We start from the raw sequence: 19,197 nt of genomic DNA on the forward strand, positions 1-19,197 counted from the left end.
CTTTGCTCCACTAGCAGGAATCGCAAACGCGGTACCTCTTAAACGAGTTCGGTACCGTAATAATCCATTAAAAATAGCAGGTTTTTAGTATAACCGGATAAGATAAGCCGAACATTAGACTGTTGCACAACACTTGATCGCTCCCAGCGCCTTCTGATCATACCGCTTTGATTTCACAGTGATATTCATTAAGCGTAACTTCCGATACAGGATAATCACGTTGCGGAAAAATCATCAGCTGCATGCGTGCTGCACCCTGACCGTTTTTTATCGGGGTGCGAATATGCCCAACTTCCTCAATTTGCTCACGGCTACTTCCCGAGTGCAACGTTAATATCGAGTTACAAGAAACATTGGCTGCTTCAAATCTATCTGGCGCAGTAATCGCAAGGTCAAGATCAAGTAAGCATCCTTCAACATGTTGCTCGCTATCACCGGTCGGTAAGCAATTCAGTTTCAATGCGATTACATCCACCGATGGCTCAACAACTTTGGATTCAGCAGGGCTGAGAAAGTTAACATGCATCCAACCACGCTGTTCACCGCCCTCTTTCCGATAACGCACATCAACCCAACTGTTCTGGATTCTCATCGCCTCAACGATAGCATTTTTATGGAGTTGGAACTTTACAGCGTAGTTCGTTCCCGGCCCCGAGCGCACATTAATCGGCTCATCGGTTACAACATACTCTTGTGCACCCGCTACCATGGTAACCAGTGAAACACTCAGACTGAAAAGTACACAAATTATTGTTTTCATAGGTCCGTCAACCCTACTTCATCAAAACCGCTTCGTAAGATGCTGCCTGCAGCGTAAAGCTTTCTGCCGTTGGATATATCGCTGGTGCGACAAAACGCCACATTCCACTTATACTGGCTCGACGCTATTCTAATGCTAACACTTGATACAAAAGAGCCATATGAAATCCAAGCAGAAGGCACTCATACTGCTAACCCTAGGGGCGGCCACACTTCTGATATTAGGTAATTTAAACCAGATTACCTCGGCAACAAAAGCACCTGCAAGCACTCTTGTACCGCTTTCTGAATGCTCTCTTGAGTCTGGGCGCTGCACCGCTTCGCTGAATGACCAAGAGATCGTTTTATCCGTTGATAGCTCGCCTGCTTCTCTTAAGCCTCTCGTATTCGAACTTGATACACATGGATTGGGAGAGATTAAAAGCGCTAGCCTTAACCTAAAGGGAAAGGAGATGTATATGGGCATCAACCAAACACCATTTAGCGGCTCAAATAACCAGTGGACCGCAACAACTGAGCTAGCCGTTTGCACGACAGGCAAAATGGTTTGGCAAGCGGAGGTTGTCATGCTTCGTGATTCTGACAGCGCTCCCATAACGGCAATCTTTGAGTTTGAAGCAAAATGAGCAAACAAACATTAAGCACCTTGCGTACTATCCTAGTCTTAACCTTCTTCCTATTGTTGGGCTTAGCAATTGCATTTGCTTATCGCCCAGCAGCCACTGAGGAATCACGCTACGGTAGTTTGGGCGGAGACTTCACCTTGCAATCAGCCACAGGCGAAGTGTCACTTGCAGACTTCAAAGGCAAGGTTGTGGCGCTGTATATCGGTTATGCCTCCTGTCCGGATGTTTGCCCAACAGCACTTGCCGTCACAACACAAGCCTTCAACGAACTCTCGGAAACGGAGCAGCAATCGGTTGCCGGCGTCTTTGTATCGGTTGACCCAGACAGAGATACACCCGAACGTCTCGCTACCTATGTTCAGTTTTTCAGTCCGCTCTTTACCGGCTTAACAGGCAGCCGAGAAGCGATAGATCAGGTCGTTAAGCAATACGGAGCTTTCTACCGAATGGTAGAAATGAAGGACTCTGCGATGGGCTATGCCGTGGATCACTCATCGCGTATCTATTTAATCGATCAACAAGGTAATCTCGTTAAAACCTTGTTGCATAACACTTCTCCCGCTCAGGTTCTCACGGAGATTCGAGCGCTATTGGGCAGTAACAAATAAGGAAGATGAAATGAAAAAGGTTTTGTTTGCGACGCTACTAAGCGCAGCTTCACTGTCACACGCCGACGTTGTGGTAGAAAATCCCTATGCGCGCGCGGTTCCGCCTGGCCAGATGAATAGCGCAGCGTTCATGATGCTCAAAAATACCGATAGCACTCCTGTTGCACTTATCGCCGCAAAAAGTGACGTTGCAAAGTCAGTTGAGCTGCATAATCACATCAATGAAGAGGGTGTGATGCGCATGCGCCAAGTCAAAGAGATTACGATCCCGGCTAACGGCATGACCAATCTGCAGCCGGGTGGCTACCATGTCATGTTTATCGGTCTCAATAGAGACCTGCCTGAAGGAAAGAGCGTAGACGTTACTTTGCAGTTCTCTGACAACAGCAGTCAGACAGTGACGTTACCCGTTAAGAAGGTGATGGCTGGGATGAAGCACCACCAGCACAAGCACTAAGCTTCCCGCACAGCAGGTGTTGAAACCCTATCAGCACATGCTGTGCTAATTATGCCGCGTTATTTCCCCGCCCCATGTTCTCAACTACATTCGACCTATGCTTCCAAGAAATCCCTAAAAGGTGACTGCACAAGCAGCGTAGCCAGAAAGCCAAAAGCATTTCCTCCCTCTACTGAACGCCAAATGGGATTTGCTTTGGGACATATTATGAGACCCACCAGCGACACACGATATGTAGCTGTTAGCTCACCACTCGTTAGCACATGCTGCAACCGCGCAAACGCGTGTCAAAGTGCGTGTAGATCGCTAAACAGCATGCAACTTCGTCAAATTCGCCGAGATATTGCGTTTTATAAGACTGCACATAGTTGACACTACGCACCTCTGGATCATCTGTTTTGGCGACCACATAAGATTTAAACCCCACCCGATAGACTCCAGCATAAACGGGATAACAAGGTATACCTGCTTCTACCCTCAAAACCACGGGCTGCGCCAAACGCAGTGCTGGAATTTTCAGCTCGTTCCCTTGATGAAGCATCAAGAAGTACTCAGCCTGCCCTATGTTATCGAACACACCCAGCACATACTCAACCGCATCTGTGTTTTTATCCTCTTGTATCCGCGTAGCATAAAGATACCAGCGCTCCCCTGCATCCAAGCTCAGGTGCAACAAGCGATAAAGGAATGTATCGGTAGCGACTTCCCCAAAATAGGATGAGCCAAAGGGCTGAAAGGGGTTTTCTGCCTTGCGAGGAATTAGTTTACTCATAGCACGAACTTAAAATAAGAAAACCCTAATATACAATATAATCGCACTCTGCACACCGCGTTTTGTGCCGTGACACTCCAAAGGCCACTTTATTGAGCAAAGAAACAAAAAATGCCGCAAATGCGGCATTTTGAAAAGCTATAGACGCTTTAGGTTTCACGCCTGCTCTACCTCTTGACGCGGCTCTTTGCTGTAGACCGCTTCATCTAACTCATCTTCGCTTTTGCCCACCAGTACCGATACCATCAGGTCACCACAGACGTTCACGCTGGTGCGAGCCATATCCAAAATACGGTCAATACCTGCAACAATAGCCAATCCCTCGATAGGCAGCCCCACCGTCGTGAGCACCAACGAAAGCATAATAAGACCCGCACCCGGAACACCTGCCGTACCGATGGAGGCCAGCGTCGACGTCATGATAATGAGTAGGTAATCAGAAAACGCCAGATCAATACCAAACGCCTGCGCGATAAACAGAGCACACACACCCTGATACAGCGCCGTACCATCCATATTGATGGTTGCACCCAGGGGTAATACGAAGCTCGAGATGCCCTTAGAAACGCCCATCTCTTCGCGAGCGGCTTTGATTGTCGCTGGCAACGTGCCAGAGCTACTTGTTGTTGTGAAAGCCACCGCCGCAGGGTTAACCAGGCCTTTCAAATAGCGCACCGGATTCAAACGGCCCAGCACACTGACCATGCCTGAGTAGAAGACCAATACATGAATAATCGAGCCGATATACGCTACCGCGATCACTTTGATCAAAGGCAGTAAGATATCCATGCCGTACTTACCGGCCACCCAAGCCATCAAGCCGAACACGCCGTATGGCGCGAGCTTCATCACCAGCTCGGTGAGTTTGTACATCGCCTCAGCTAAACTCTCAAAAACTTTAATCGCAGGCTCTGCTTTCTCACCACACAACGTCAACGCCACACCTAAACCCAGCGCAAAGACGATGATCTGCAGTATGTTGCCGGCAGCTAGCGCGCTAATGGGGTTCTTAGGAATCATGTTTAGCAAGGTTTGCACCAATGTAGGTGCTTCTTTTGCCGCTGGCGCCGCTTCCGTCACCGCCATATCAAGGCCAGCACCTGGCGTCAGTACTGTTGCTAGTCCCAAGCCAATGCTAATCGCCACAGCAGTTGTTCCCAGATACAAGACAACCGATTTAAGGCCAATTCGGCCCATCTTGCGCGTATCCTGCATCGATGTCACACCAACCACCAAAGAGCAAAATACCAGTGGCACAATCAGCATTTTGATGGCATTAATAAACAGTGTTCCAATCGGTTTTAGTACCTCAGCGTCAGGCCCCATGACCGCACCAACAATGCCCCCTAAGACCATCCCTATCAGGATTTTTTTCCAAAGAGCCATGCTGCGCCAAGCGCCAGCCTGACTGTCATTTGCAATAGTTTGCTGCATGAAATTCACCTTTTATCATTGTTGTAGTGTTCGCATTACTGCGATGTTATGGATTAACTGGCGCGTCGCTTCTGCGGCGCAATCATATTGGTAGGGCTTAACAAAGCTTCCAGTTGAGCTTCGCTCATCAGTTGCTCATCACGAATCAGATCCAAAACGCCACGCCCGGACGAGAGCGCCTCTTTGGCTATGCGGCTGGCGTTTTCGTAGCCGATATAAGGGACAACAGCGGTCACAATGCCGATACTGCTGTCCACCAGTTCCTGGCAACGATCTCTGTTTGCGGTGATACCCCGAACACAGCGGTTTTTCAGCATGTCCATTGACTGCTTGAGCATACGGATAGACTCAAGCACGTTGTACGCTATCAATGGCTCCATCGCGTTGAGCTGCAGCTGACCTGCCTCTGCGGCCATGGTGACCGCTAAATCATTGCCCACCACTTGATAGGCGACTTGATTCACCGCTTCAGGGATAACAGGGTTAATTTTCCCCGGCATGATAGAGCTGCCAGGTTGTTGAGCTGGGAGGTTAATTTCGTTCAAACCACAGCGTGGCCCCATACTCAACATACGTAGGTCGTTGGAGATCTTAGACAGCTTGACTGCCAAACGCTTCAGCATTGAAGAGAAAAGAACAAAGGCCCCCATATCTGAGCTAGCCTCGACAAGATCTGAAGCACGTTTAAACTCAAAGCCACTGACCTCGGATAGGTAACCAACTGCCAAGCGTGCGTACTCAGGATCCGTGTTAATGCCCGTACCAATTGCTGTACCGCCAAGATTGATCTCTTTTAACAGCTCAGAAAGCCCGGCGATGCGCTCAATATCCTCGCCCAACGTCGTGGCAAACGATTGAAACTCCTGCCCCAGCGTCATAGGCACCGCATCTTGTAGCTGAGTACGTCCCATCTTGATGATGTCGCTAAACTCATCAGCTTTCGCCGCGAACGCATCCCGTAAAGATGCAAGCGAGCGAACAAGGTCACCATGTTTTAGCAGGATTGATAAACGCACGGCAGTCGGGTAGGCATCATTGGTAGACTGCGACATATTGACGTCGTTGTTAGGATGCAGATGCCGGTACTCACCTTTATCGTACCCAAGCACCTCTAGGCCGATATTAGCGATCACTTCGTTGGCGTTCATATTGGTAGAAGTACCAGCGCCACCTTGAATCATATCGACGACGAACTGCTCGTGGTGCTCACCACGGATAATCAGGGCAGCGGCTTTCTCAATCGCAATACAGCGCTGATCATCTAACAAACCTAACCGATGATTGGCTTTCGCACAGGCCGATTTTACCATCGCTAACGCATTAACTAGCTCAGGGAAGTGATGGAGGTGCACACCGCTTAAGTCAAAGTTGCTACACGCTCGCTGGGTCTGAATGCCGTAGTAGGCTTCCAAGGGGACGCGCGCTTCGCCGAGCAGGTCTTTCTCTAGACGCCCAGCACTTTGCATCATGGACGGTAAATCGTGGCTCATTCTGGCTCTCTCTTATTGTTCTGTATGATGCGATACACAAGTTCCGCATCTTGTTACAGCAATAAGAGTGCCAAACGGGAAAGTAACTATAAGAGACTGATTTAAAAGGGGTTGTAAGAAACTAAAGGATAAAAGCCCATCTTGAAAAGGGTATAACTTTTTTCATAGCAATCAAAATAAAAACTAAAAAATCATTTTTAATCAATAACTTAAGGCTATCGAAAAAGTTATACCCATAACGTGGGTTATAGGGGTATAGCTACCAAGAAGCGACTACCCCTAAAGCCCTTTCTTTTTGAGACGCTTGCTCAAAGCCGGCTGCGAGATACCGATTAAACGAGATGCGAGAGACTGGTTTCCCTGCGCTCGACGCATGGCTTCATCGATCAGCAGGTCGCCCATCTCCTGAAGTGTCGGCAGTGAGACCTGATCGTTAAAATGGACGGGGCAGAGATTCTCGTTAGGATCAGGCGGCGGTGTTTCAATATCCAAGATACGCCTAAAAACACTCATCGACAGAATATGTGATCGGTGCTGGCTCATCGCGTCATAGGCGAGTGCTCTTAACTCACGGATATTGCCGGGGAAGTCGTAGTTCTCCAGCAACACCGGCAGCTCTTTGGGGATCGTGGGCTTGCTTTTTCCCATCTCTTGCGCGGCTTCCGACAGGAAATACTCCAGCAAAATACCCAGGTCCGCTTTGCGCTTACGCAGCGGTGGAATTTCGACTTGATGAATACGTAAACGGTAGTAAAGATCTTTACGGAACTCGCCGCTCTGTTGTTTTTGCTCCAAGTTATGATGGGTTGCCACCACCACTCGTGCCCGTATCCGTTTCGGTCGATCACTTCCTAACGGGTAGTACTCACCCTCTTGAAGCAGGCGCAGTAACTTGACTTGAGACGACGGGCTGAGATCGCCAATCTCATCGAGAAACAGCGTGCCTTCGGCGGCTTGCTCAATCATTCCAGCTCGCGCCTTATCAGCACCGGTAAATGCGCCACGGCGATGTCCAAACAGCGTATCAGCAAATACGGCATCATCTAACCCAGCCACGTTCACGCAAACCACAGGCCCTGAACGACGGCTCAGCTTATGAATCGCATGAGCGATCTGCTCTTTGCCAACACCACTCTCCCCAGAAATCAAAACCGGCTGGTTGCTCGGTGCGATTGACTCAAGATACTGGAACACCGAACGCATAGACTTATCTTGAGTGATAATGTCGGCGAAAGCCTCAGGCTGTTCCAACGTATCGTTAAGAAACCGCTGCCGTAGCGCTTGGTTCTCGGTACGCATCTCTTGCATACGAACCGCGCGACGAATGCCCTCGATGAGGCGATCATCATCCGTCGTTTTAACGTAATAATCGTATGCACCTAAGCGGATACAGTTCATGGCCGTTTCGAGCTGATTCAGACCACTGAGGATAATCACGCCCACATCGGGATAATCTGCCACAATCTGCTGGAGTAATTGCTCGCCCGTTATGTGCGGCATGGTTAAGTCCAACAAGACAAGACCGATCGGCTCAGAGGCGATGATATCCATCGCTTTGCGGCTATCTTGGCAACGATAGATATGCGTAAAGCCACCCGAGCGCTCAAGCGCTATGCTCATGCTGCGCAGGAACGGCTCTTCATCATCAACGAGTAAAATGCCAAAGTGCGGATACAGATGGTTACTCATGCAGATTACTCCTAGTCAATGGGCGTCAGTAATAACCGCGCCGTGGTGCCTTGACCAACAACAGATTCATAGGTTAAGACCCCGCCGTGCTCTTGCACAATACTATTAGAAACAGACAACCCTAGCCCCGTACCGCCCTCTTCGCGGCGCGTCGTGAAGAAGGGGTCGCTCAAGCGCTGAATATCGTCAGGGTCAATACCATGACCTTCGTCAGTCACCTCTAGGCAGAGGTACTTACCGTGCTGATAGGTGCAGACTGAAATCGCCTGTGTCGAATCCTTCAATGCTTGGCACGCATTAACAATCAGGTTGATAACCACTTGCTCTATACGCTGCGCATTACCGAGAAACGCAGGAAGGCCCGGAGTGTAACTGACAGAGAAATGATCGCTACTTTGGCGAATCGTATTGTCGACCAAGCGAATCGCCGTTGAGATAACGTCGTTCAAATCAACCCGCTCGCTCAAATCTGAGGGCGTCTGCCGAGCAAAGTCGCGCAGGTCATCAACAATACGCCGAATACGGTTAGTGCCCACCAGCATATCGTCGATCATTGGGTTAATCTCATCGCGCATACGGCTGTAGGGCAGTCCACCAAGATCAAAGTCGCCATGTGCTTCATAGTGGCGCTCAAGAATCTCTTCCGCATCTTGAAACACCTCTTTCACCACCGGTAAGTTAAGCAGTAACAGGCTACTCGGATTATTGATTTCGTGGGCAACACCCGACACCAGAATGCCTAGTGAGGTCATCTTATCGGCCTGAATCAGCTGCTGTTGCTGCAGGCGAAGTTCCTCAGTACGCTTTGACACTTGTCGCGTTAGCATCCGGTTCCAGATAACAATTCCACCCAGCACGAGCAAGAGCAATAAAGTCGCCCACAACGTGACTTGGCCAATTTTCTTCCAAGGCAAACCTGATGTCTCTAAAGGCCCTAACCACTTGTCATAGATCTCCTGTTGGCGGCCCGTATTTTTTAGGATAGCTAGCCCCTCACTAAATTGGGCCAGCAGATCCGTATCGCCTTTCACCACCGAATAGCCGTAGGGCAGCGCGCCAAACGGTTTTCCTACTGGCTCGATGTTGGATAGCTCTAACTCTCTACCCAAGTAGAGGCCGGGTAAGTTCGCCACCAACGCAAAGTCATGCTTCCCTGACGATAACAGCCTGAGCGCAGCCGCATGCGTATCGACGAAAAAGAGCTGCGCGCCGACATCGTTTTTAATCAGAAAATCATGCATGATGCCGCCTTTCTGCACGATCACCTCTTTGCCTGCCAAAGACGCGAGCGTTTGAGCCCGCTCTGCACTTCCTTTGCGCGCAAATATGGATTGATGTATCAAGGCATGAGGGGGCGAGAACGCGTACTGCTGCTCTCGTTCAGTAGAGAACACCATACCTTGCAGGGTATCGAGCTCCCCGGCTTCGAGCTTACGCCGCATAACATCCCAATGGCCGAGTTCAATCGTCACGTCCATTCCCATGACCTCTGCGATAGCTAGGGTCAGCTCTGTATTGTAGCCATCCGGTTCGCCATTGTTATTGATGAACTCATAGGGTGGATAGTTATGATCACCGCCTACCCGAACTGTCTGAGCGGCCCATAGCCTTGGCGCAACGGCAAACAGCAACATGCCGACCAACACTAGTCCTTTTGCAGCTCGGCTTTGGCGGCCTTGTCGTGTAAAAAGCGTCTTAGGTGCACTCAGCACTTCAGCTATGTTCATCATAAATGCAGCCACGCGGCTTGAGAGTTAACGGGAAGCCAGCGATTGTAGTGCATTTACAACGATGGAAACATCACTGTTAGAAAGTGTGCCGAGCTACTTCAAGCGCACGGAAATGGACCTTTGAACCCACCACAACAAAAACTTGCCTGCTCGAACTCACGCTTGCCAGTTTTAAAGAGTGCATATGGGACGTAAAAAACGGCCCCAAAGGGGCCGTAGGAATGCGGGTTTTCCGCGAGATACCTGTGACGCATACCGCAAAAATCCAGTATGCGGGGGACAGAGATTTAGAAGAAACCGAGTGGGCTTTCGCCGTAGCTAACCAGCATATTCTTCGTTTGCTGGTAGTGTTCAAGCATCATTTTGTGCGTTTCACGGCCTACACCCGACTTCTTGTAACCACCGAATGCGGCATGCGCTGGGTATAGGTGGTAGCAGTTCATCCATACACGGCCGGCCTGAATGCCACGACCCATGCGGTAAGCGATGTTTGTATCACGGCTCCAAACACCTGCGCCAAGACCAAACTCAGTGTCGTTTGCGATAGCCAGTGCTTCCTCTTCTGTTTTAAAGGTCGTCACAGAAACCACTGGGCCGAAGATCTCTTCTTGGAAGACACGCATATTGTTGGTGCCTTTAATGAGCGTAGGCTTGATGTAGTAACCGCCGCCGAATTCGCCTTCAAGCTGCTCAACGCCGCCGCCCATTAGGATCTCTGCGCCCTCTTCGCGGCCGATATCCATGTAACCTAGGATCTTATCGAACTGCTCTTGAGACGCCTGAGCACCCACCATCGTTTCCGTATCGAGTGGGTTACCACGTTTGATCTGGCCGGCACGCTCAATCACTTTAGCGATGAACGCATCAGCGATGTCTTCTTGCACCAACAAGCGCGAAGGACACGTACAAACCTCACCTTGGTTGAAGTATGCCAACACCGCACCTTCAACAGCTTTGCTGACGAAGTTATCGTCTTGATCCATCACATCATTGAAATAGATGTTTGGTGACTTACCACCCAGCTCTGTGGTGGATGGGATAATGTTTTCAGCCGCACATTTCATGATGTGCGAACCCACCGGCGTAGAACCTGTGAAAGCGATCTTCGCAATACGCTTGCTAGTCGCCAGTGCTTGGCCTGCTTCAGCACCGTAGCCGTTGACGATGTTCAGCACACCCGCTGGCAACAGATCACCAATGCATTCCATCAGTACCAAAATAGAGGCAGGCGTCTGCTCAGCAGGCTTAAGAACAACACAGTTACCGGCCGCTAGCGCAGGTGCTAACTTCCATGCAGCCATCAGCAGTGGGAAGTTCCATGGGATGATTTGGCCAACAACACCCAGCGGCTCATGGAAATGATATGCAACGGTTGTTTCGTCAATTTCGCCAATCGTGCCTTCTTGTGCGCGAATACAGCCGGCAAAGTAGCGGAAGTGGTCTGCTGATAGAGGCACATCGGCGGCCAACGTTTCACGTACCGCTTTACCGTTATCCCACGTTTCAGCAACAGCCAAACGCTCCAAATTCTCTTCGATGCGATCAGCGATTTTTAGCAAGATGTTTGAACGCTCCGCAACAGACGTTTTGCCCCATGCGTCTTTCGCTGCATGAGCTGCATCTAGCGCTAGCTCGATATCTTCCGCTGTAGAACGTGGGATCTCACATACCGCTTCACCGTTTACCGGTGACGTATTTGTGAAGTACTGGCCATTAACTGGCTCCTTCCATGTTCCGTTGATGAAGTTACCGTAACGTTCTTTGAATGAAACTACAGACCCGTCTGTACCTGGCTTTGCGTAAATCATCTTATGAGTGCCTCTTGTTTTTATTCACCTGTCTGTTGCGACAGCGCTGTTTCATGACACCCTCATAGTAGCTAGCCACCTCAAATGGTCGGTATCATCCCTTGGAATCGAAAAATTACTCCTTTGGTAGTAATTAGCTTGGGCCTGAGCATCAGTTCAACAGCCCACCTCTCTGGCATTAGTGTTTCTAAGAGACCCCTTAAGAATCCTCCCTTACAACGGCATTTTTACTCATATTACTGACATAAAGCGCTCCTAAACTCCCTTCCCATCAAAACGAGCTAACTCAAAAAGGTGTGGAAATAATGGGAAAACTCATACTGGTTATGATCGACGGCATCAGTGCTGAGCACTTCGAAAGCTACCGTCAGCACCTCCCTAATCTGGATCGTTTAGCCCGCGCAGGCACACAAGTGTCAGGAATGAGCCCAGAAATTTGCGGCACCTCGTGTCCGGGGCGCACCTCGATTATTGCAGGCGTCTCTCCGGCTGAGCATGGCATCTATGGCAACTTGATCTTTGCCGACGGTCAGTTTCGTTGGGCCAACCCCTATGATGTGAAATGCCCAACCTTGCCGGCTTTGGCTAAACAACAAGGCCTCGATGTGGCCTCTATTGGCTACGGCATGGTTCGCCCTGAAGATACATCGCTCTACTGCGGCCCATGGTGGGTAGACGAGATGATCATGCGCGGTAAAGATGAACAGCCTTGCGCTGCAGATCAGCAATGGTTACGCGCAAACGGGGTCATTGATCCTGATGGACGTATTGCCGCCCTCAACACCGAGACACCGGTAAAGCCAAACCAGACACCGGATATCAAGCTGCAGATGGGGATGTTGGCTGATCAGCAATATCTTGATATTGCGGCGGGGCTTGCCACATCATCACAAGCACCCGACTTTATCCTGCTAGAGATTACGATCACCGACTACTTCCTACACAAGTTCGGGCCAGACCACGATTTAACACGCTGGTCTCTACGCACCGCCGATGCACAACTCGGAACACTGATTGCACGTTTAGATGCTGCCAATATGCTCGATCAGTACAACTTTGCGATCTGCAGTGATCATGGACACAACGCAATGCCACGTGCGCTCTACGTCGACCGCCTGCTAGGCGACGACGTAATCTGGAGCAGCGAAGGCGCCATGCTGCTGATTAAACCTGCAAACCCAATGGAATCCGAGCGCATTACGAAGCTCTTGTGTGACGAAGGCATCGAACCATGGAACAACGACTTCCTACCGCCGGAAGACGCTGCGCAGCTACTCGTGTTCACCGTGCCGGAGAACTCCGATATCAGCTTTGAGGCCAGCAAAACCTCAGGCGAAGGTATCTATGGCCCGTCAAAATATCGCTCTAATCACGGGATGCGCCCCGGCACTGATGCCGATTTCCGCTTTTGCATCTTCAGCGGTCCCGACGTACCCAGCCAGCAGCTTAGGCGCGCAGACAAAACCCAGTTCGCCCAAACCATGGCAGATATTCTCGGAGTTAACACGCCGTGGAATGCCACCTCTTTGTTGCAACAGCATACTCAGCACACCTCTGCTTCGATAACTGAAGCGGCGCTTAACTAAACACTTACACACTTCTGGAGAATCACATGAAAACGCTAGCGCTATCCGTGGCAGTCGCTTCAGCTCTTCTTAGCGGCGTGACCGCTGCAGGTAACTTCCGACTTGCCCATGATGTCGGTTATGCCGGTGCGGAGTCCCTAGACCCCATCTCACCCAACCGTTTTTTCTACGCCAACCAGATGCTCTACAGCCGCTTGGTACGCCAAGACCAAAATGGCCAGCCAAGCCCAGATATCGCGACACGCTGGTCAGCATCAAAAGATGCCAAAACTTGGACATTCGAACTACGCCAAGGCGTTAAATTCCACGACGGGTCCGACCTAAACGCGGCGGATATCAAGTACACGCTGGAACGCATCAAAGATCCAAAGATCGACTCACCAGTGGCAGCCGTACTGGGTGTGATCGATACCGTTAAGGTTATCAACGACCACAAAGTCGAGATCAAACTGTCTGCGCCCCATGCCGATCTACCGCTGCTCCTGATGGACTACCGCGTGCGTATCATCCCGGAAAACAGCGGTGATAACATTGCCAAAACAGGCATAGGCTCCGGCCCTTTCATGCTGGATGAGCTTGATCCAGAGGGCACTACCGTATTGAAAGCAAACCCCAACTATTGGGAAGGCGCACCCGCTGCCGATGCGATGGAAATTATCGGGATTCCAGATTCACAAGCGCGTGTGCAAGCCCTTATGGCTGGTCAGATCGACTTTGAAGACAGCGTCCTTTCCCAGCAAAAGCGCCTTTTCACAAACAACCCACTGTTCAAAACACAGAGCATTGCCACTGGCGAATGGCGCGCCCTTGTATTCCGCACCGATACAGCCCCTTTTGATAACGCCAAAGTCCGTAAAGCGCTGCGTTTAGCGGTTGATCGAAATGAGATGATGAAGCTCGTTTCAGGCGAAGGCGCTGGCACCGTTACTTGTGATCACCCTGTCTGGTCAGGAGACCAGTACCGCACCGAGATCAACTGCGATCAAGACATTGCAACGGCTAAGCGCTTGCTTAAAGAAGCAGGCTATGAAAACGGCATTGATGTCGAGATCAGCGCCGCTGATAACGAACCCGAATGGCTACGGATGATTGAGGTATACCAACAGCAAGCGAAACCCGCTGGCATCAACGTAAAGGTCAACATGGTGCCATCTGATGGCTATTGGAGCGATGTTTGGATGAAACACCCAGCCGTGGCAACACGTTGGTCGCAGCGCCCTGCTGATCAGGTGTTGAACGAAGCGTTCCGCTCGACCGCAGCATGGAATGAAACCTTCTTTAAAAATGCCGACTTTGACAGCGCGCTCGATAAAGCACGCTCGGAACTCGACTTTGATAAGCGTAAAGCTCTCTATGCGGATCTACAAAACACCCTCTGGGAGCAAGGTGGTGCACTCATTCCTTACCACCTCAACCAAACCCGCGTGATGCGCAGTAACGTGACCGGTTTAGACCCTGTTGAGAACTTCTCGATTCGCTGGAACCGAGTGAACGCCGACTAACGCCGCGCCTTAGCAGCACCAGAGCACGCACACGCTTTGGTGTTGCTTCACCCAACCTGAAAGCCTTTCCAACAGCCGTGCCGTTACTGATACGGCTGCTCGAAACGTTTTCATAAACTAACGAAAGTAAACCATGATAAAACTGATCCTCCAGCGTTTGGCGCTGGCTTTCCTGACACTAGCCACCGTCTGCGTGCTGGTTTTCGGCGTCACCGAAGCACTACCGGGTGACGTATGTACCGCTTTTCTTGGTCGCGATGCACAGGGCACTCGCCTTGAGAACTGCCGCCAGCAGCGTAATCTCGATCAACCGGCGCTACAGCGCTTCGCCACATGGAGCGCGGGTGTGTTTCAGGGCGATTTAGGCACCTCGCTAAAGCGCGACAAACCCATCAATGATCTAGTGGCCAACCGAATGCGCAACACCGCAGCCTTGGGCTTGGGAGCGGCGCTCATTGGTATTCCCATGGCGATACTGCTTGGCGTACTGGCGGCGTTACGGCGTGATCGCACTCCTGATATGGTGATCTCTGGCGGTTCTATTTTTGCCATGACGATTCCCGAGTTTGTCACCGCAACGCTGCTCATCTATATCTTCGCGATTCAATTACAGTGGTTTCCAGCCATTACCACCGTTCGGCACAGCGCCCCATTGAGCGAGCTGATCCCAAATATTATCTTGCCGATGGTGACGCTCGCATTGGTAATGATGGCGCACATTCTGCGTATGGTGCGCTCATCAATGATCGATGTGATGGCTAGCGATTTTGTGCAGATGGCACGCCTTAAAGGCGTACCTTATTGGCGTATCGTCTTTATCCATGCGCTGCCGAGCGCCATGTTACCGGCGATTAACATCATTGCTTTAACCATCGCTTGGTTACTCGGCGGTGTGGTGATTATCGAGCAGGTGTTCAACTACCCCGGCATCGGCACGTTGATGATACGTGCCATCTATGATCGCGATTTACCGCTGGTACAAGCGATCGCACTGATTTTAGCGGCGGTCTATGTGCTCTGTAACTTACTGGCCGACCTCGCCTCGCTTGCCCTGAATCCACGCCTACGTAGCGCCCGCTAAGGAGCCATAAGATGACCGCAATCACCGCGCCTGTCGCAACACACCCAAATAGCCCCCGTTGGCAACAAGCATGGCAGAACATGCGCCGCTCGACATCGGGCATGATCGGTTTAGCTGTTTTACTTCTACACCTGGTTGCTGCTGCCATCGGCCAGTGGCTCGCACCCCACGACTGGACCCTGCAAAATGGCTATATCATGTTTCAAACCCCATCGACTGAGTATTGGTTTGGTACTGATAACCTTGGGCGAGATCTCTTTAGCCGCACACTCATCGGCGGCAAAGAGGCGATCACCATCACACTACTCGGCACATTGCTGGCGATGGTGTGGGGCAGCCTAGCAGGAATCACACTCGGCTTTATCGGCGGCAAGACCGACGAGTGGCTCATGCGGTTTGTCGATGCGCTGCTCGCGATTCCATGGCTGCTCTTCCTGCTGCTGATTATCGCTTTGGTTGGCCAAAGTGGGCTGACGTTAGTACTCACGTTAGGTTTTTTCTACGGTATCGCCGTTATTCGTGTGGTGCGCGGCGCCACACTGGAATATGTGCCCAAAGACTTTGTACTAGCGGCCAAAACCCGTGGTGAGAGCAAATTCACAATCGTCACCAAAGAGCTGTTGCCCAATGTGCTGGATGCCCTGCTCGTGGAAGCGGCCATGCGTTGGGCGTGGATGTTACTCGCCTTTAGCTCACTCTCTTTCTTGGGGTTTGGTGTCGTGCCACCCACTCCAGACTGGGGGCTGATGATCGCTGACAACCGCGGCATGATCTCAATTGCGCCTTGGGCGGTTCTCTTCCCGGCACTGGCGCTATCGAGCCTCATCATCAGCATCAACCTTACCGCAGACGCGTTCGCCAAAGCGATTGGCCTTGATCGCGCTAAAGCGCCCGTATAACTGGAAAGCACCATGCACAACTCTATTTTACATGTTCAAGATTTCTCTCTGGGTTATCGCAACCGTGCTGGAGACCTTGTCTCGGTCCTACGGCACATCAACCTAGAGATCCGCCAAGGCGAATCCATTGGTTTAGTGGGCGAGTCAGGTTGTGGTAAGAGTACCTTAGCGCTTGCCATGATGGCATTTCTGCGCGGCGGATCTGAGGTGATCAGCGGCCAAATCGATTTTCACGGCGGTAACCTTTTTACCCTCTCCAGCGCGAAACTGGCGTCGCTTCGGGGAGGAAAAGTCGGCCTTATCCCACAAAATGCGGGGCAATCATTAACACCAACGATGAAGATCGAAGCCCAATTAACCGAGGCACTGCGGCTGCACTCCAACGTACCGAGCAAACAATGGCGACAACGCGCCATTGAACTGCTGCAACAGGTCCGCTTGCCCGCCCCCGAGGCGATGCTAGCGCGCTACCCACACCAACTCTCTGGCGGCCAGCAACAGCGCGTTGCGATCGCGATGGCGCTCGCCGGAAACCCTGAGCTATTGGTGTTAGACGAGCCCACCACCGGTCTTGATGTAACCACGCAGGCTCATATCCTTGAGCTGCTGCGATCCTTGCGCCTTGAGATGGGAATGACAATGGTGTTCGTGAGTCACGACCTTGGCGCCGTAGCACGCATTAGCGATCGCATCGCCGTGATGTATGCGGGCGAGATCATTGAGCTGGGGCGCTGCGCAGATGTCTTGCGCACGCCAGCCCACCCCTATACACAAAGTTTGCTGCGCGCGATCCCGCGTTTGGATGCCAAGGGGCTGCCGCCATCACTCGCAGGTTACCCACCCAAAGTGGGCTCTGTCACGCAGGGCTGCGCCTTTGCTGCACGCTGCCAACACGCAACTGGCCAGTGTCAGCAAGATGCGCAACTCTTACCCCATAAAGAGCAATGGGTGCGCTGCCACCATGTCGGCCAACTACCGGCAAGCAACACTGTTGTTAGCCATTTAGTGCCGCCTACCAAGCAAAATGCCGATACATTGCTGGATATCAGAGAGCTACAGATCAGCTATCACAAACCCGGATTTTTCGAGCAGCTACGCAACCGTCCCGCGCCGGTGGCAACCGTTGACGATATTGATTTAACTCTCAAACAGGGCCAAACACTGGCGCTCGTGGGTGAATCGGGTAGCGGAAAGTCCACCATTATGAAAGCGATTAGCGGGATTCAAACGCCCAGCCAAGGCCAAATTCAACTGCAGCAAGCTGATTTAAACCAGCCCGTTGAAAAACGTGATCGCCAGTTGAAGCGCAAGGTGCAGATGATCTTCCAAAACCCCGATGCATCGCTAAACCCAAGACATACGGTGCTCGAAATTCTACAGCAGCCATTGCGGCTCTACTTCGGACTCAATAACACCGAGTGCCGACAACGAGCAGCGGAACTACTGCAACTGGTACGCCTTGCTCCTCACTATCTAGACCGGATGCCCGGCCAGCTATCCGGTGGGGAGAAACAGCGAGTTGCAATCGCGCGCTGCTTCGCTGGTGATCCTGAGCTCGTACTCTGTGACGAAGTAACCTCAGCGCTGGATGTATCCGTTCAGGCGGCAGTATTAAAGCTGCTCAAAGAGCTACAACAAGAGAAAGGGGTCACTTATCTATTTATTGCTCATGATCTTGCCGTCGTGAAAGCGCTTGCCGATGAGGTGGCCGTGCTCTACCAAGGGCGTCTTTGTCAGGTTGGCTCCGTGGAAGCGGTCTTTGGTGGCTATCAGCACCCCTACACCTGCGCCTTGCTCAACGCCGTGCTCCAACCCGATCCGGATCATGCACCACAACTATGCGGTGATGACACCGCCGAGCAACACCCTCCTGCACAGGGCTGCGCCTATCAGCGCCGTTGTACACTCGCTGAGCCCCGCTGCCGCCAAGCAACGCCGCCGTGGCAGCAAGTTGGCGGCAACCGCATCCGTTGCCACCTCAGTTTGGATGAGCTATCTAGCCGCAACGGAATGCCAATGCTGATCGATGCAGCCAATTTTTAAGACGATATTTTCAGTTAGGAACGCAAGTTTAACGCTATGGCTATTATTGTTTACGATCTAGACCACACACTTATCGACGCTGATTGTTCTGAGCTTTGGTTACAGTATCTGATTGATACCGGCCAAGCGGGAACCCAATTGATAGAGGAAGCCGAACGGCAACGTCAGCAGTATATGAACGGCACGCTCGATATGCAGGACTACTTAAAAATGATCCTGAAAACGCATATCGGCCAAACGCCAGCTGAAGCGACCGCCGGTATCGATGACTTTATCCGCGATTATGTTGTACCGGCCATCCGCACCGATGCGCTCGCTAACATCCAGCAACATCAAGCATCTGGTGATCGCTGCGTGGTGATCTCTGCATCGGTGGATTTCCTTGTTAAACCGATCGCAAAGTTTCTGGGTATCGAAGACGCCATTGGCGTGCAGATCGAAACGCGAGCGGGCTTAATTACTGGCGCCGGTCATGAGGTGATCTGCTATCAGGAGGGCAAAGTATTCTTCTATACGCAGTGGCTACGCGAGCAAAACGAAAGCGCTGCGGGCAGTTGGTTCTATTCCGACTCACACAATGATTTACCACTGCTGGAGCATGTTGATAACCCTGTCGCGGTAACTCCGGACCCGCAACTGCTAGCGGTCAGTGACGCGCGTAATTGGCAGGTGATGCATTGGCAATAAAACAGAGAGAAAGGAGAAGCTGAGCG

Annotated in this window: 16 protein-coding genes; 9 read left to right on the forward strand and 7 right to left on the reverse strand. The window is 51.4% G+C overall.

Going from position 1 to position 19,197, the window contains the following annotated elements; translation table 11 throughout:
* Positions 1-157: 157 nt before the first annotated feature.
* The gene (locus EOE65_RS08990; RefSeq protein WP_127693970.1) at positions 158-760 is read right to left on the reverse strand and encodes an SH3 domain-containing protein; all 603 of its coding nucleotides are present in this window, start codon (positions 758-760) and stop codon (positions 158-160) included.
* Positions 761-920: 160 nt separating this feature from the next.
* Between EOE65_RS08990 and EOE65_RS08995 the strand changes: the two genes are divergently transcribed.
* Genes EOE65_RS08995 through EOE65_RS09005 form a run of 3 tightly spaced genes read left to right on the forward strand, consistent with a single transcriptional unit; the run spans position 921 to position 2,450 of the window.
* Entirely contained in the window at positions 921-1,385 is a 465-nt protein-coding gene (locus EOE65_RS08995; protein WP_127693971.1) for a hypothetical protein, read from the forward strand.
* Positions 1,382-1,993, forward strand: coding sequence for an SCO family protein (locus tag EOE65_RS09000; protein WP_127693972.1), 612 nt, complete (start codon positions 1,382-1,384; stop codon positions 1,991-1,993). The genes EOE65_RS08995 and EOE65_RS09000 overlap by 4 nt, the downstream gene beginning before the upstream one ends.
* A gap of 10 nt (positions 1,994-2,003) precedes the next feature.
* Positions 2,004-2,450 carry a copper chaperone PCu(A)C gene (locus tag EOE65_RS09005; RefSeq protein ID WP_127693973.1) on the forward strand — a complete coding sequence of 149 codons (447 nt, stop codon included), beginning with the start codon at positions 2,004-2,006 and terminating at the stop codon, positions 2,448-2,450.
* Positions 2,451-2,706: 256 nt separating this feature from the next.
* Here the strand turns inward: EOE65_RS09005 and EOE65_RS09010 are convergent, their stop codons facing one another.
* The 6 genes from EOE65_RS09010 to exaC form a co-directional block, all read right to left on the reverse strand.
* Positions 2,707-3,222: a hypothetical protein gene (locus EOE65_RS09010; protein ID WP_127693974.1), complete on the reverse strand. Its 516-nt coding sequence runs from the start codon at positions 3,220-3,222 to the stop codon at positions 2,707-2,709.
* A gap of 156 nt (positions 3,223-3,378) precedes the next feature.
* Entirely contained in the window at positions 3,379-4,656 is a 1,278-nt protein-coding gene (locus EOE65_RS09015; protein ID WP_127693975.1) for a dicarboxylate/amino acid:cation symporter, read from the reverse strand.
* A gap of 53 nt (positions 4,657-4,709) precedes the next feature.
* Positions 4,710-6,146: an aspartate ammonia-lyase gene (locus tag EOE65_RS09020; RefSeq protein ID WP_240656953.1), complete on the reverse strand. Its 1,437-nt coding sequence runs from the start codon at positions 6,144-6,146 to the stop codon at positions 4,710-4,712.
* Between the two features lie 279 nt (positions 6,147-6,425).
* Positions 6,426-7,835 (reverse strand): sigma-54-dependent transcriptional regulator, encoded by a 1,410-nt coding sequence (locus EOE65_RS09025; protein ID WP_127693976.1) that lies wholly within the window; start codon positions 7,833-7,835, stop codon positions 6,426-6,428.
* An 11-nt stretch (positions 7,836-7,846) separates the two neighbouring features.
* Positions 7,847-9,565, reverse strand: a complete 1,719-nt coding sequence (locus tag EOE65_RS09030) for a transporter substrate-binding domain-containing protein (RefSeq protein ID WP_240656954.1) — start codon at positions 9,563-9,565, stop codon at positions 7,847-7,849.
* 287 nt (positions 9,566-9,852) lie between these two features.
* Positions 9,853-11,373 carry an acetaldehyde dehydrogenase ExaC gene (exaC, locus tag EOE65_RS09035; RefSeq protein ID WP_127693977.1) on the reverse strand — a complete coding sequence of 507 codons (1,521 nt, stop codon included), beginning with the start codon at positions 11,371-11,373 and terminating at the stop codon, positions 9,853-9,855.
* A gap of 305 nt (positions 11,374-11,678) precedes the next feature.
* On the opposite strand from exaC, the gene EOE65_RS09040 reads away from it, so the two are divergent.
* The 6 genes from EOE65_RS09040 to EOE65_RS09065 all read left to right on the forward strand — a co-directional run bounded on the left by EOE65_RS09040 (position 11,679) and on the right by EOE65_RS09065 (position 19,171).
* Entirely contained in the window at positions 11,679-12,959 is a 1,281-nt protein-coding gene (locus tag EOE65_RS09040) for an alkaline phosphatase family protein (RefSeq protein WP_127693978.1), read from the forward strand.
* Between the two features lie 26 nt (positions 12,960-12,985).
* On the forward strand, positions 12,986-14,461 hold the full coding sequence (locus tag EOE65_RS09045) for an ABC transporter substrate-binding protein (protein WP_127693979.1): 1,476 nt from the start codon (positions 12,986-12,988) through the stop codon (positions 14,459-14,461).
* A 133-nt stretch (positions 14,462-14,594) separates the two neighbouring features.
* Positions 14,595-15,542 carry an ABC transporter permease gene (locus EOE65_RS09050; RefSeq protein WP_127693980.1) on the forward strand — a complete coding sequence of 316 codons (948 nt, stop codon included), beginning with the start codon at positions 14,595-14,597 and terminating at the stop codon, positions 15,540-15,542.
* Positions 15,543-15,553: 11 nt separating this feature from the next.
* A complete protein-coding gene (locus tag EOE65_RS09055; protein ID WP_127693981.1) occupies positions 15,554-16,441 on the forward strand; it encodes an ABC transporter permease in 888 nt (295 codons plus the stop codon).
* Between the two features lie 12 nt (positions 16,442-16,453).
* Complete coding sequence (locus EOE65_RS09060; RefSeq protein WP_127693982.1) at positions 16,454-18,484, forward strand: dipeptide ABC transporter ATP-binding protein; 2,031 nt, start codon at positions 16,454-16,456, stop codon at positions 18,482-18,484.
* Positions 18,485-18,520: 36 nt separating this feature from the next.
* A complete protein-coding gene (locus EOE65_RS09065) occupies positions 18,521-19,171 on the forward strand; it encodes an HAD family hydrolase (protein WP_127693983.1) in 651 nt (216 codons plus the stop codon).
* Positions 19,172-19,197: the final 26 nt, after the last annotated feature.

Source organism: Neptunomonas marina (assembly GCF_004005935.1).
GTDB lineage: Bacteria > Pseudomonadota > Gammaproteobacteria > Pseudomonadales > Balneatricaceae > Neptunomonas > Neptunomonas marina.